Below are 14,571 nucleotides of genomic sequence, written 5' to 3'. Positions count from 1 at the left end.
GCGCCCGCACTGCTCGCGCCACGTTTTGCCGAGTGAGCGGACCACTGAGGGGAGTATGTCCTGCTCAGGAAGTGAGGCGGTTCCAGGCTTGGACCGCCTCGCGGCGGGCTGTGGGCGTGCGTAGTGGGCGCCGATCATCAATCCGCTCAAGTAGCTTGCCCAGTTTGATCAGGCTATCGAGATTGTGGGCCGGCAGGAAGTCGTCGATGTAGGGTAGGGCCGTCTTCATGCCGATTGTCAGTGGGCGATAGTCGGGCGAGCCGAGCAAAGGATTGAGCCAGATCAGGCGGTGGCAACTATGCTGCAGGCGGTCCATCTCGGCGCGCAGCAAGTTAGCATCGCCGCGATCCCAGCCGTCGCTAATGATCAGCACCACCGCGCCGCGACCCAGAACACGCCTGGCCCACTGCTGGTTAAAAGTATGCAGTGCCTCGCCGATGCGTGTGCCGCCCGACCAGTCCTGAACCGTACGCGAGACCTCGCGTACCGCGTCGTCGACGTCACGCCGTTTCAGCTGACGTGTGATGCGCGTCAGGCGCGTGCCGAAGACGAAGGCCTCGACGTTCAGCAGCCCGTTTGAGATTGTGTGGATGAAGTGCAGCAGCAGGCGTGAGTAGAGGCTCATCGAGCCGCTGATGTCGCAGATAATTACCAGAGGGCGCGGCTTCAGTTTGTTCTCGCGCCAGGTTAGCTCCAGCAGCTCCGCCCCGTACTTCAGATTGCGTCGCACAATGCGGCGCATATCAGGATAATCGCCCTTGCGCACTGGGCGCTTGCGGCGCGTCGGGCGCAGGCCGAGGTTCCAGCGCATCTCGGCCATCAGGCGCTTGGCCTCCTGAACCTCCTCCCAGGTGAACGATTCAAAATCCTTCTTGCGCAGCAGCTCCAGGGCGCTGTAGGCTGTACCCTGGGGAGGAGCCTGCTCATCCTCCTGCTCGCCCGCCTCCTCGTCTGACAGGCGCCTCCGCTCGCTCTCCCGCTCGCCTACACGCAACTCGCGCTGCTGATTGTCGGCGTTCAGGTGCTCGGCCAGCCGCTTCCGCTCCGAGGGCGGCAAGCGGATCTGGCGATCATCGCGCCGGGTCGAACCGGGGTCAGGCGGGCGATTCTGGCGATCGCGAGTCAGCCAGTAGTAATTGAACAGCTGATCGAAGAGCAGCTCCTGCTCGTGCCGATTCAGGAGTGAGCATTTCAGAGTATAATAGAAGTCGCCTGGATTCGTAATATCGATTTCGTTGAGCGTCTCTGCCAGATCGAGCAGCTGCTGAGGGCCGACCTCGATCCCTGACTCCCAGAGGAGGTGGCCAAATTCGGTCAGGCGATAGAGCAAGCGCTCGCCGCGTTCCAGCTCGCGGGGAGAGAGCGGGGTCGTCAGGGCAGCTGCAGCGCTGGAAGCAGCTACGGGCTGGCGGAGGCCGTCTTGTCCGGGTTCGAGCGAGAAGGGAGACGGGCCCATCCTGTCCCAGGCGAAGAGCAAGGGATCGTCAAGGCGCTCGAAGTTGTGGGCATCCATAGACACCTGCGATCACGAGCTGACGCTGCGTGCCTTCTCAATCAGCTTGCCGAGGTTATTGCTCCCGCCCACCTTGAGCACATCGTCCTGATACTTCAGCAGCGCGCCGAGCGTATCACGTACCGTTCCCTCGACCAGTTCCAGCTGATTGAGAGCCAGCAGCGAAGCGATCCAATCCAGTGTTTCAGCGACGCCGGGGGCCTTAAACAGATCGAGCGCGCGTAGTTCGCGCACGAAGGCGCAGACCTGCTTGGCCAGGCGCTCGGGTGCCTCCGGCATACGCGTTAGCACAATCGAATATTCCTTCTCCAGCGTTGGATAGTCGATCCAATAGTAGAGGCACCGCCGCCGCAGCGCATCGTGAATCTCACGCGTGCGGTTCGAAGTAATCACCACAATCGGCGGCTCTTTGGCCGCGATCGTACCGATCTCAGGAATAGTGATCTGGAAATCCGAGAGCAGCTCCAGCAAGTAGGCTTCGAACTCCTCATCGCTGCGGTCCAGCTCGTCGATGAGGAGGACTGGGGCCTTGGCGTTGGCGGGATCGATGGCCTGGAGCAAGGGGCGCTTAATCAAGAAGTCGGGGCCGAAGATCTCCTTCAGCTCCTCCTGGCGCGTGGCCCCACTGGCCTCCATCAGGCGGATATAGAGCATCTGGCGCGTATAGTTCCACTCATAGACCGCTGTGCTGATGTCGATCCCTTCATAGCACTGCAGGCGGATCAGGCGTGTCTCCAGCAGATCGGCCAAGACTTTGGCCACCTCGGTTTTGCCGACGCCCGGCTCGCCTTCAAGCAGCAGCGGTTTGCGGCGCTTGAGGGCCAGGAACACCGCTGTCGCCAAACTGCGATCAGCAACATAGCGTCGGGCAAACATTGCCCGTTGCACATCCTCGATCGATGAAAAGGGAAGAGCCAGTGACTGCTGTTCCTGGTTCAACGAGAGCCTCCCATAAGCAAACGATCAGCCTCTGATGCCGCCTATGGAGCCGTGCAGATAGGCAGGCGCGCGGCGTGACCGACGGGCGGGCAACTGATCAGAGGGCACCGCTGTTCACCGGCCTGGCGTGGTCTGGCGCAGTATGGCGAACAGTACATAGCGAACGGTATGCCAGTGAACAGGCAGGCGCCGGGTCGCTGTTGCGGTACATCTTATTGTACGTTGCGAAGGGAGGCAGCGTCAAGGAAGAGCCTTGGCAGCAAGCTGGCCAGTCGGAGCCAGCTTGCTGGGAACCGTGGGAAGGCCCTTGCTTCGTCGCAAGGGTTAGTCGGGCGATGACAAAGGAGTATAGCTGAAGTCCGCAAACGTGGCGCTGACCTCATGCTTTGAGTCAGGTGTCCCATTGTAGACCAGCACAGCCAGCGAGTCGGTGCGCTGATACATGCTGTCGAAGATCGTTGTGATAAGTGAGCCGTCGACGAAAAGCCGCTGCTCGTCAGGCAGCGCTTCTATACCGACAATCAGGAAGGGGGCGGGATCTGGGGATCTGGTAGCACTCCCCGGGCGAGCAGAGTGAAATGCTCGCAATAGGCATCGCAGTGCCCTTCGAGCCAGTCGCCAGTGGCACAGATATCAAATTCCTGATGCCTTTCATTCTTTTGGACGTGCACCCACAGCGAGGCGCAGACATCGTTAGGATCTTCTCCGAAGGTCACGTTGACCTGCATCTGGTAGTGAGCGGGGAAGAAGTCGCCGGTCAGGCCAACATGGTCATAGTCCCCTGGATCAGAAGAGAGGAAAGTGCCCGCCTCCTGGGAGGTATCGGGCTGGATGATCTCCAGGCCCTCGTCAAGGCACTGAAAGATCGAGGGTGGAGGATCGTTTGACCAGCGACCCGGGCCGCTGGCGCACTGCTCGCCGGGAGCGACAGTATAGTAGCGCTGATGAACCAGGGCGCTGACCTGGGCGCGCAGGGCGGCCTCGTGCTGCTGCTGATAGATGACCAGGCCCAGGATCAGCCCGCCTGTCAGTACAAAAGGAGAAACTAAGATTACCACGAGCACAGTAATATGGAGGCGATGGCGCTTTTGCCAGGCGTGAGCAGCTGCCACTCGCTGAATCTGGCGGGACTCTCTCTGCAGTGCAACTGCCAGTGGCATCACCAGTACACTGTCCGTGTCCAGCTCCGGCTCTGCTTCTGGCTCGCGGGGCGTAGTCGGCAGTTGGCTTGCCTCGCTCTGAGTCAGTATCTCCTCCCGGATCAATTGCACCAGCAGCGGCAGATTGGGGCGCTTGGCGGGAGTCTTGGGCTGCTCCTTTTTGTATGCCTGGGGGCTGAATGCGAACCAGGCTGGTGGGTAGGTGCGCCATTTGCCATCATAGTAGAGGAAGAACCAATCGTCCGCCAGACGAACATCGACCACATCGGCCCAGCGGATACTCTGATAGCCCTGGCAGTGCAGCCTCTCCTGGTCTACCTCGATAGGGCCAAGATAGGGCCAAAGGAGAGGCGCTGACCGGCAGCATAGCGCTCGCGCATCTGTGGCAATAACACCCGACTCACCTGCTCAATCAGGAGCGCGTTGCTCGACTTGCGAGGGCTGAGGGCTAGCGGACTCCAGCTCATATGCCCCATGCCACGCTGCCGGCACCTGATCGAGATCTGGATACAGATGGATCAGTGCGAGGTAGAGAATAACAGATAGTAGGAGCGCTATTGATATGGTAATTGCTATAAAAAGTACTATATAATAGATAAAGCTTACTATTCTATTGTGAATAAAAGCGATAAGCTCGCCGAACTGCTACTCGTAGAGTAGCAGCTGCTTTTGTTGCCTCCCTTTAGCAGGAAGGATTGTTGGCATGTCTGGTTCCTGCCTTCTCTCTGGGAGGGGCTGGAGCGACGTGGGTTCCGAGAGGCCCGCAGATGCTCTCGTCCCTGGACATTCTTCCCGGCAACGCTGGGCTATGCTCACCTGTCTGACAGGGGATATTGATGTAGATGAGTATAGTGGCAGCTGTGAGGATTGTCAATCGGTGAGAGAGTAAAGGACAAATGGGGAGTCACGACTAAGGGTATGGGGGAACCAGGAAGATGAGGAAGAAGTGGGAGGAGCAGTATCGTTCCTCCAGATGTCCTCCAGCGGCTTTTGGTTCCTCCTCTCAGCCACATCTGCTATAATGGGGCTGATCGAAAGCGAAAAATTCGTCGATTCCCGGCGTTTCCCGGGCAAAAGCACCCGCGGAGGAGATGATACGATGTTCTGCTCTCAATGTGGCACAGCTACTGCGGCTGGGAGCCGTTTCTGCACCTGGTGCGGTGCACCGCTGGAACAGGCTAGCGCCGAGGTACTGGAGATAGAGAGGAGGCAGCCAGCTCCAGGCCCTGTGCTAGCTGAACAGCAGGAGAAAGGCCGGAGGCCGCAGCCGCGCCGGGGAAGCCGACGGCAAGATCCCTATCGCGAGCGCATTCAGCAGCTGCGCCTCCAGCTACGCGCACTGAAGCTCGATCTGAGGCAGTTGAATGCCTACCTGTCCAATGTGCGCACACAGTACTATATGAGCGCTGCCTTTGTGCCTCGGGGTCTGCTACGCTGGGGGTATAAGGCTATCGAAGATTTCCGTTTAATGCAACCGCAGCAGCAAAAACAGCTTCTTCAGCAGAAAATCTTTGAACTTGAGCGTGAGCTGCTCCAATTGCAGCAGGAGCAGGCTGCCTGGCGAGCCAGTCAGGCCGGCGGGTGGGAGCGGGAAGAAGAAAGTGGAAGCAGCTTCCGGTGAGCAGCCGCGGGAGGTAGCCGGAAGGCAGAGCCATTCTTTCCATCCTTTTCGGCTCAGGCACGAGCCTGGTAGCCTTACCGGGCTGCGCTAGAAAGGCGTATTGATGACAGAGCAGACCTCACCCTTTGAGAAAGAACCGCGTGAGATAGACGGATTCCAGCCGGGCTATAGTGAGGCCCCCTACTATGAGTACTCACCCCCTGGTCTGCGTTATCAGGAGTGCAATGACATCATCTATCCGCTCTCCTCGGAAAGGCTGACTACTCCTGCGGCGCCCTCTGCCGGACCTGGAGGGGCCAATGGGTTGTACGAACCTCTGATGACTGAGAGCAGGGCACTGCCCAGGCCGCCGTCCTTGAGTCCTGGGCTGGAAGGGTCGCCCGTCATACCGGGTCAAGCGCCGCTTCTTCCGCCGACGGCGCCGCGTACACCTGGTCCCTGGCGCTTCATCATTGTTGTCCTCCTGATCGGCCTTATCCTCTTTGCTGGTGGGATAGCAACCTATCTCGTCCTGGCTGCTCATGGGGGCAGCAGCTCGACTAGCCCACAGCCAACGGTGAAAGCGAGCGTCGTTGTCACCCCAGGAACGCCAGACGCCGCAACCAGCAGCTTCCACCCGGGACCCTGCCCTTTTCAACCGGGCAGAGGCATCGTCCAGGGGCGCGATCTGACCTGTGGAGTCTTGACTGTTCCTGAAGACCGCAGTCAGCCACAGGGCAGCACCATTCACCTGGCGGTGGCGATCTTCAAAGCCGGCACCGCTCAGACGGATGCTACGCCCTTTCTCTATCTCTCTGGTGGACCGGGAGGGGCCACCCTCAGCGAGCTAGGTCCCTACATCAGCCAGGCCAACCTTCAAGCTGTGACGCTAGGGCACACCTTCATCCTCTTTGACCAGCGGGGCACGGGCTACTCCACGCCCTCGCTCTATTGTGGGGAAATCGACCGCTTCACCCAGGCCACCAAGGATGAGAACCTTAGCCGTCAGGCCAGTGATGCTCAGTATCTGCAAGCTATGCGCTCCTGCCACGATCGGCTTACTGCCGAAGGCATCCACCTGAGCGCCTACACTACCATTGCTGATGCCCAGGACGTCCACGATCTCATCCATGCCCTCGGCTATCGGCAGGTCAATCTCTATGGTGTCTCCTATGGCACGCGGCTGGCTCTGACTGTCATGCGCCTCTTCCCACAGGACCTGCGCAGCGTCATCCTTGATTCAACCGTTCCCACTCAGAGTAACCTCTTCACCTCTTTTCCGGCTTCGATGCAGCACGCTTTTGACACCCTCTTCAAAGGCTGTCAGCAAGATGCCCTCTGCAACGAGAGCTATCCCAACCTGGAGGCCACCTTTTATCGTCTGGTGGATCGCCTCAACGCCCACCCGGTGACCTTCAACGATCTCCAATATGGTCCGGTGCTGCTGACGGGCGATGGCCTGGTCCAGTGGGTCTTCACCTCTCTCTATGTGACCAGTTTTATCCCCGACCTGCCACGGGCCATCAGCGAGATCGATCATGGGCAGTATACGCTGATCTCCGAAACCTATGGGGAGCTGCTGCTGGCCAATGACATTAGCTATGGCATGTACTACTCGGTCGAATGCGGCGAGGACATGCGCTACACCTCACTTCAGGATCTGGACAAGACCGTCCTGGTCCTGCGGCCTGAGCTGCGGGCTGGTATGCAGGATAGTCTGGAGGCCGACTATCGCGTCTGCCAGCTCTGGAACGTCCCGCCGGTGCCGCTCGAGCAAAAGCAGCCGGTCAAGAGCGACCTGCCGACCCTGATTCTCTCGGGCGAATACGATCCAATCACTCCAACCAGTAATGCGCTGATGGCCCAAAAAACCCTGAGCCATAGCTACCTCTTTGTCTTTCCGGGCACTGGTCACGGCGTCTTCCTGACCAGCTCCTGCGCCAACCTGATCATAGGGGAATTTCTCGACAACCCTCAGATTCAACCGGCCAGTTCCTGCATCTCCAGCATGGGTGAACCAAACTTTATCTGAAGATCGATAGATAGTGCGAACCCGTCATCTCAGGCCCGAAGGAGGCGCGAGGCGCGCGTCAGCAGCGTTGAAAGAGCAAGCGCGCGCCCCACGTCTCCCCTGCGGGCAACCGAGTGGGCCTTCTTGCTGCTCATGATCCCAGGCGAGGCCGCTTCCAGCTCCGCTCAAGCAGATGGACGGCTGGGGCTGTGCTCACCGGGAGGCGAGGCCTGGGCAGGCATCTCAAGCCGTCACGAACGAGCGTCCGATGGCCTGGGCCACTGCCTCTGCCCGCGGCATCAGTTCGGCAAACTGCTCAGTAGTCAGCGACTGCGCGCCATCCTTGAGTGCGACCTCGGGATTGGGGTGAACTTCGATCAAGAGGCCATCGCAGCCGGCAGCCACCGCTGCCAGCGTCATCGGCGCGACCAGATCGCGCCGGCCTGTTCCCTGGCTTGGATCGGCCACGATCGGTAAATGCGAGAGCTGTTTCACCAGGGGAATGGCGCTCAGATCCATCGTATTGCGCGTACTCTTCTCAAAAGTGCGGATACCGCGCTCGCAGAGAATCACTGCACGGTTGCCCTGAGAAAGAATATATTCAGCTGCCAGGAGCCATTCCTCAATGGTCGCTGCCATGCCCCGCTTCAGGAGCACCGGCTTCTGGGCGCGTCCGACCTCATCGAGAAGCATATAGTTCTGCATATTGCGCGTGCCGATCTGCAGAATATCGGCATACTCGCAGACCAGCGGTACGTCGGCGGGAGTCATCACCTCAGTCACCACGGCCATGCCGAACTCGCGCGAGGCCTTAGCCAGAAGTTTGAGGCCCTCCTCGCCCAGGCCGCGGAACCCATAGGGGGAGGTCGAGGGCTTAAAGGCCCCACCGCGCAAGATTACCGCGCCGGCCTTGCGCACAGCCTCAGCGGTCGTCATCAGCTGCTTCTCGTTCTCCACTGTGCAGGGGCCAGCCATCATCACCACGGCGGGGCCACCGATACGTACCGTGCCACCTGCCACACAGGCGACTGGCACCTCGACCACCGTATCATCAGGATGGAATTCGCGGCTCGCCAGCTTATAAGGCTTTGAGACGCGGAAAACGCCTTCTACCTCGGGGAAGGCCTCCAGGGCCTCGCCCAGAGCCGGTGTGATCATCCCCTTGCCAGGAGGATTCTGCACGTTGACCGAGCCGATCACGCCGATCACTGTGCGTTCCACGCCGCGCGAGAGATGGCCGGTGAACCCCTCCTGCTCTAGAAAGCGCAGGACGTGCTCAATAGCGGCTTCACTACAGTTAGGCTTCATTACAACGATCATGACTCGTGGCTCCTTCATGCTTTCGGCAAACGTATGCAGGCTTCGAAATCTGGTTTGAAGCGCATGCCCGCCCACAGCCGCTTGCGGCCTGGCGGAGCAGCAAAGCGATGCTCTGTTCCTCTCGACCATCTGCTCTGGCTGGGCCTGGGCCGCGCTTTCTCAAGCTCAATCAGCGGTCAACTCAATGTGTTTACTCTGCTCTGTTGAAGCCTGGCCTGTTCCACCGACTAGCTAGCTCGTGAGTTAGTTGCGTTGGTCAGCTGGATTGGCTGGCGGCTAGTCGCTAAGGCGCATGCAGCCTCCCAGCAAGAGGAACTGCCCTGGCCACGCAGCGATCCCCTTCCTCCATCGCGACGCCTTCGTCGTCATGATCGGAACCGGTGAGGAAAGAGCGCAAGGCAGCAATGGGAAGGACGAACGAGCCAGCGCGCTCGCCCGGGCTGACCGGGACGGATAGGGCTGGCAGTCTCTCCTCGCCTGCGGCTGGCGCGACTGGCCTACGGACGTCACGCACCGGAGAGAGCAGCGAAGCCCAGCCCTGGCTGGAGCTGCCTGCTAAAGATGCCTGCTCAGGAGCGCTTGACGCTGAACTCTGGGCGCAGCTGCACCGCACCGCGTAGATAAACATGGCGCAGCTCTGCGGGACTACGCTCGGTGTTGACATGCAGCAGAATGCGAATGCACTTGCGCAGGCTGCCCGGCACCGGAATCTCCCGCACGCACAGGAGCGCCACCTCGGTCCAACCGAGTTCACGTGCGGCCTGGGCCGGGTAGGCGGCATCCAGATCATCGGTCACGCTGAAAATAACGCTGGCGACATCCTCAGTCTGGATCTCATTCAGCTCCACCATTAACTGGAGCAGCTCGGCGGTGGCGGCCAGAATCTCCCGACGATCATTGCGTTCGACCGTCGTCGCGCCCCGGATGCCTCGACAGTACACGCCCATCACCCTTTCGTGGCAAGAATGGCGACGACCTGCTACTACTCTCGCGCTCTGCGCTGAGGGGCGAGCAGGCACGCCTTCTATTGTAAAGGGTAGCCGCAAGCACTGTGAAGCGCTCCGCTGCGGGCGACGGACGCCCTCAGTCGTCAGGGCAGACGAACAGTGCATTCACGCAGACTGCGAATATAGTCCCGGACCGCCGCCCTCTGAGCTTCTCCATCGGCGGCATGGCGCTCCAAAAGATGCACCAGGGCGCTGCCGACGACCGCTCCGTCGGCATAGCGAGCGATTTCCGCCACGTGCTCCGGGCGCGAGACGCCAAAACCGACCGCTAAGGGCAGGCCATAAGGGGCGCTCTGCCTCCGCACACGAGCGATGAAGCTCTGCAGGTGCGGCGGCAATCTATCGCGCGCACCGGTCACCCCGCTGAGAGATACGCAGTAGATGAAACCACGCGGCTCCTGGGCGGCTACGCGCACGATAGAGGCGATGCGCTCGTCCGGCGTCGTTGGCGGCACGAGAAAGATCATGGCCAGCCCCTGCTCATGAGCGGCCTCCAAGAGCGGCCCAGCCTCCTCGGGCGGCAGGTCAGGAATGATTAGCCCGCAGGCCCCCGCGGCAGCGGCCTCACGGCAGAAGCGCTGCACGCCATAGGCCAGCACAGGGTTGTAATAGCCCATGAGGATCAGAGGGACACTGCTGCGAGCTGCCACTTGATGCGCAATAGCCAGGCAGGCGGCGATATTGATACCGTGCTCTAGCGCCTGGTGGCTGGCGTGCTGAATGGTTGCCCCATCAGCCAGAGGATCGCTGAAGGGCAGGCCCAGCTCGATCAGATCAGCGCCGCCCTCGATGGCTGCCAGCATCGCCGCCAGGCTCTGCTCCACGGAAGGGAAGCCGCACATCAGATAAGGGATCAGCACGCAGCGCCCCTCGCGGCTGGCCTGGGCAAAAGCACGCCCAATGCGCTGAGCCGGCACTGTCTCGCGGCGCTCGATGGCCTCGGATTGCTTGTATTGCTGCATTGCTTTGCTCTACACAAGAAGAATTATGAGATCGTGACCTGTAACTCTCGGGCCACCGTCAGCATATCCTTATCGCCACGTCCCGAGAGATTGACAATGACCAGACTACCCGGCGCCAGCTCGCCCCGGGCACCCATTTCCAGCAGGTAGCCGAGGGCATGGGCTGGCTCCAGAGCGGGAATGATGCCTTCGCTCTGACTCAGCGCTTGCAGGCCGCGCAGGGCCAGCCTGTCATCGGCGGCTACATAGCTGGCTCGTCCTGTATCTTTCATATAGCTGTGCTCGGGGCCGACGCCGGGATAGTCGAGGCCAGCGGAGATGCTGTGTGTTCCCAGCACCTGACCATCCTCATTCTGGAGCAGATAGCTAAAGGCGCCGTGGAGCACGCCCGGGCGTCCCGCCACCAGCGTAGCGGCGTGCTGGCCTGAAGCCAGACCCTGACCGCCCGCCTCGACGCCGAGCAGGCGCACCTCGGGTGCATCGGCAAAGGGGTAGAAGATTCCCATTGCATTGCTCCCGCCGCCGACGCAGGCCATTACCAGGTCAGGCAGGCGTCCCTCCAGCTGCAGAATCTGCTCGCGCGCCTCTCGTCCAATGATCGACTGGAAGTCGCGCACCATCAGCGGATAGGGATGCGGTCCCACGACCGAGCCGATCAAATAAAAAGTCGTCTCGACGTTCGTCACCCAGTCGCGGATAGCCTCGTTGATGGCATCCTTGAGGGTGCGGCTGCCACTGTCGACCGAGCGGACCTCGGCGCCGAGCAGGCGCATGCGGAAGACATTGAGCGACTGGCGCTCGATATCCTCGGCCCCCATATAGATGATGCACTCCAGCCCCAGCATGGCGCAGACCGTTGCCGTGGCCACGCCATGCTGACCGGCCCCCGTCTCGGCGATGATACGCCGCTTGCCCATGCGCTTTGCCAGCAAGCTCTGCCCCAGCGCATTATTGATTTTGTGCGCTCCCGTGTGAGCCAGGTCCTCGCGCTTCAGATACACGCGCACGCCTGGGGCCACCAACTGAGAGAAGCGCGGCACATAATAGAGCGGCGTCGGACGTCCCACGAACGAGCGCAGCAGCTCCTGCAGCTCCTCCTCAAAGGCCGGGTCAAGGCGGGCCTGGCGATAAGCTGCCTCCAGCTCGCTCAGAAGGGGCATCAAGCTCTCTGGCACGAACTTGCCCCCGTAGGGACCGAAGCGTCCGCGAGCGTCGGGATAGGCGCCGTGCTCATACGGCCCGGCTGCTGATGACTCGCGCTTCTGCTGTTCTAAATGTTGCTGCATCTCTTTCTGCCTCGCTAGTTGAACCGATAGCACATGGGATTGCTCTGCAGTGAGAGCATGATTTTCCCCTCACTGCCTGATGGCCTGTAGATCCGATAACTGCTGGCTACTCTGGCGCACGGCCTCGATAAAGGCGCGGATCTTACCGGGGTCTTTCTCGCCGTTGCTCTCAACGCCGCTGCTCACATCGACACCCCAGGGCCGAACGGTGGTAATGGCCTCAGCAACGTTGGCGGCGGTCAGACCGCCAGCCAGCAAGACCGGTAGCTCAGCGGCGATCGTCCGCGCCAGCTCCCAGTCATGGGTCTGCCCGCTGCCTCCATAGCTCGCTGTGGGTGTATCAAGCAGCAACCGCCAGGCGACCGTGGCGTAGCGCCGCGCCTCTTCCAGAGCCGCGGGACCGTGCACCGGCAGCGCCTTGATGACCGGGCGCTGCAGGCTGACGCAGAACTCCGGTGATTCTCCCCCATGCAGCTGCACAAAGTGCAGGCCCAACTCCTCAGCCAGCTCATTGATGCGCTGGCTCTCCTCATTCACAAAGACCCCGACCAGATCAGGCACTGCCTGGCCCTGCTCGGCCAGAGCCAGATAGCCGGCCTCGCTCAGCAGGTCCCGAACCTGCGACGGAGGCAGATAGCGCCTGCTCTGAGGATAGAACATCAGGCCCAGCAAATCGGCCCCGCTCTCCAGGGCCGCCCGCAGAGCCTCCGGGCGACGCAGGCCGCAGATCTTCACCTGGATACCGTGATTGGCCCCGTACAGCAGGCGCTTGATCTGCCCGCGTACGTCACCAGCCTTTACCAGCGACTCGCCCACCAGCATAGCCTGCACATCGTAGCGGCGCAGACGGCGCGCATCGGCCTCTGTATGAATGCCGCTCTCGGCTACCACAATGCAATCGGCAGGAAGCAGCCGGCGCAGCTCACGGATCAGGAAGGGATTCATGCTGAAGGTCACCAGATCACGGCTATTGACCCCGATCACGCGTGCTCCCGCTGTCACGGCCATCCGCGCCTCCGCCGGATTGTGGACCTCAACCAAGGCCTCCATTCCCAGCTGGCGCGTGAGCCGCAGCAGCCGCTCTAGCTCGTGCACAGTTAAAGCTGCGCAGATCAGCAGCAGGGCATCGGCTCCCCAGGCGCGCGCCTCATAGACCTGGTACTCGTCAACGATGAAATCCTTACGCAGCACAGGCAGGCGCACGCTCTCCTTGACCGCCAGCAGGTGCTCGGGGGCGCCCAGGAAGAAATGTGGTTCCGTCAAGACCGAGATCGCCGCCGCCCCAGCCGCCTCGTAGGTGCGGGCCAGGGCTACTGGATCGAGGTCGGGCGCCAGCGGCCCCTTCGAGGGCGAGGCGCGCTTAATCTCTGCAATCAGTCGCAGCCCGTGCTCGCCCGGTTTCGGCTGCAGCGCGGCGGCAAAATCGCGAGCTGGCGGCTGAGCTGCTGCCCGCTCTTGGAGCCTCTCCAAAGGCAGCAGGCGTTGACGCTCCTCCAGATCGAGGCGCGTGCGAGCCAGAATCTGCTCAAGAAACATCGCTCATCTCCTCCCTCGTCTCTGCCTTCCCCTTGTCTGGCTGATCCTCGCCACTGAGACTGCCTTACAAGCCACTGGTTGCAGCCAGCGACTGTGAGCAGTCCACGACCTCCTCCAGCTTGCGCCGGGCCCGGCCTTCGCGTACCGTGCTGCGAGCCAGCCTGACCCCCTCTGCCAGCGAAGAGACGCACTCGTTGGCCAGCAGAGCCGCCGCTGTGTTCAAATAGAGCATATCAGCTAGCGGACCATCGATCTCGCCGCTGAGCAGGCGGCGCAGCATTTCCGCGTTCTGTTGAGGGTCGCCCCCCTGGAAGAGGCGGCGATCACTGCAGCGCGTCAGGCCGGCCTCCTCGGGCGTAATCACGTACTCGCGCAGCTCCTCCCCCTCGCGTACCTCACAGACGCGCGTTGGCGCTGCCAGCGAGCACTCATCAACCCCATCCTCGCCGTGGATAATCAGCGCGTGACGGCAGCCGAGCAAGAGCAAGACCTCTCCCATCTTGCGCAGCAGCGAGCCATCGGCCACACCCAGCACCTGGTAACGGGTACCAGCCGGATTCGTCAGTGGACCGAGAATATTGAAGACCGTACGGATACCGATCTCGCGGCGCGTCGGACCGACGTGCTTCATAGCCGGGTGATAGGTTTGCGCGAACATAAAGCCGAAGCCCGTCTCCTGAACGCTGCGCGCCACGGCCTCCGGCCCCAAATCGATGCGCACACCCAGCGCCTCCAGCACATCGGCACTGCCGCAGCGGCTTGTCGCCGAGCGGTTGCCGTGCTTTGCCACGTGGGCCCCGGCGGCAGCGGCCAGGATGCCTGCCGCGGTCGAAAAATTAAAAGTACCGGCCCCGTCGCCACCTGTACCGCAGGTATCCAGCGCGCGGGCGGCCACCTCCTCGCGGAGATGGACGCGCAGCGCCTTCTCACGCATCACACGGGCCAGGCCGGCGATCTCCTGGGGCGCCTCACCGCCGGGACGCATCCGCAGAGCGGTCAGAAAAGCTCCCATCTGGGAGGGGGTTGCCACGCCCGACATAATCTCCTCCATCACCGCCGCCGCTTCCTCCTCGCTGAGCGTAGCGCCGGCAACAACTTGCGCGATGGCTTCGCGAATCATCGGGAGCACCTCTTTTCTGTGCTAACCAGCCTGTCATATCGCTGGTCTTCTACCTGACTGAGCACGTAGCTCAGCAGCACCGCCCAGACGCCCCAGCTTGCCCGCTACTGCTGTCGG

General features: G+C 61.4%; 12 protein-coding genes. 2 read left to right on the top strand and 10 right to left on the bottom strand.

Annotation, left to right across the window (positions count from 1 at the left end):
* Positions 1–64: 64 nt before the first annotated feature.
* The 4 genes from KTAU_RS08250 to KTAU_RS21525 all read right to left on the bottom strand — a co-directional run bounded on the left by KTAU_RS08250 (position 65) and on the right by KTAU_RS21525 (position 4,088).
* Positions 65–1,513, bottom strand: a complete 1,449-nt coding sequence (locus KTAU_RS08250) for a vWA domain-containing protein (RefSeq protein WP_228026363.1) — start codon at positions 1,511–1,513, stop codon at positions 65–67.
* Between the two features lie 12 nt (positions 1,514–1,525).
* Complete coding sequence (locus tag KTAU_RS08245; RefSeq protein WP_151728215.1) at positions 1,526–2,389, bottom strand: AAA family ATPase; 864 nt, start codon at positions 2,387–2,389, stop codon at positions 1,526–1,528.
* Positions 2,390–2,973: 584 nt separating this feature from the next.
* Positions 2,974–3,876 (bottom strand): hypothetical protein, encoded by a 903-nt coding sequence (locus tag KTAU_RS08240; RefSeq protein WP_151727931.1) that lies wholly within the window; start codon positions 3,874–3,876, stop codon positions 2,974–2,976.
* A 50-nt stretch (positions 3,877–3,926) separates the two neighbouring features.
* Positions 3,927–4,088 carry a hypothetical protein gene (locus KTAU_RS21525; protein ID WP_170293153.1) on the bottom strand — a complete coding sequence of 54 codons (162 nt, stop codon included), beginning with the start codon at positions 4,086–4,088 and terminating at the stop codon, positions 3,927–3,929.
* A 623-nt stretch (positions 4,089–4,711) separates the two neighbouring features.
* Between KTAU_RS21525 and KTAU_RS08235 the strand changes: the two genes are divergently transcribed.
* Positions 4,712–5,233, top strand: a complete 522-nt coding sequence (locus KTAU_RS08235; RefSeq protein ID WP_170293152.1) for a zinc ribbon domain-containing protein — start codon at positions 4,712–4,714, stop codon at positions 5,231–5,233.
* 103 nt (positions 5,234–5,336) lie between these two features.
* The gene (locus KTAU_RS08230; protein WP_151727929.1) at positions 5,337–7,244 is read left to right on the top strand and encodes an alpha/beta hydrolase; all 1,908 of its coding nucleotides are present in this window, start codon (positions 5,337–5,339) and stop codon (positions 7,242–7,244) included.
* A 222-nt stretch (positions 7,245–7,466) separates the two neighbouring features.
* Here KTAU_RS08230 and aroF read toward each other — a convergent pair whose 3' ends face one another.
* The 6 genes from aroF to trpD all read right to left on the bottom strand — a co-directional run bounded on the left by aroF (position 7,467) and on the right by trpD (position 14,454).
* Entirely contained in the window at positions 7,467–8,543 is a 1,077-nt protein-coding gene (aroF, locus tag KTAU_RS08225; protein ID WP_151727928.1) for a 3-deoxy-7-phosphoheptulonate synthase, read from the bottom strand.
* Between the two features lie 569 nt (positions 8,544–9,112).
* Entirely contained in the window at positions 9,113–9,490 is a 378-nt protein-coding gene (aroH, locus tag KTAU_RS08220; protein ID WP_151727927.1) for a chorismate mutase, read from the bottom strand.
* Positions 9,491–9,633: 143 nt separating this feature from the next.
* Positions 9,634–10,512: a tryptophan synthase subunit alpha gene (gene trpA, locus KTAU_RS08215; RefSeq protein WP_151727926.1), complete on the bottom strand. Its 879-nt coding sequence runs from the start codon at positions 10,510–10,512 to the stop codon at positions 9,634–9,636.
* A 23-nt stretch (positions 10,513–10,535) separates the two neighbouring features.
* On the bottom strand, positions 10,536–11,798 hold the full coding sequence (trpB, locus tag KTAU_RS08210; RefSeq protein WP_151727925.1) for a tryptophan synthase subunit beta: 1,263 nt from the start codon (positions 11,796–11,798) through the stop codon (positions 10,536–10,538).
* 69 nt (positions 11,799–11,867) lie between these two features.
* Positions 11,868–13,334 carry an indole-3-glycerol phosphate synthase TrpC gene (gene trpC, locus KTAU_RS08205; RefSeq protein WP_151727924.1) on the bottom strand — a complete coding sequence of 489 codons (1,467 nt, stop codon included), beginning with the start codon at positions 13,332–13,334 and terminating at the stop codon, positions 11,868–11,870.
* 64 nt (positions 13,335–13,398) lie between these two features.
* Entirely contained in the window at positions 13,399–14,454 is a 1,056-nt protein-coding gene (gene trpD, locus KTAU_RS08200) for an anthranilate phosphoribosyltransferase (protein ID WP_151727923.1), read from the bottom strand.
* Positions 14,455–14,571: the final 117 nt, after the last annotated feature.

The organism is Thermogemmatispora aurantia (genome assembly GCF_008974285.1).
GTDB lineage: Bacteria > Chloroflexota > Ktedonobacteria > Ktedonobacterales > Ktedonobacteraceae > Thermogemmatispora > Thermogemmatispora aurantia.
This window is presented reverse-complemented; position numbering and strand designations above follow the sequence as displayed.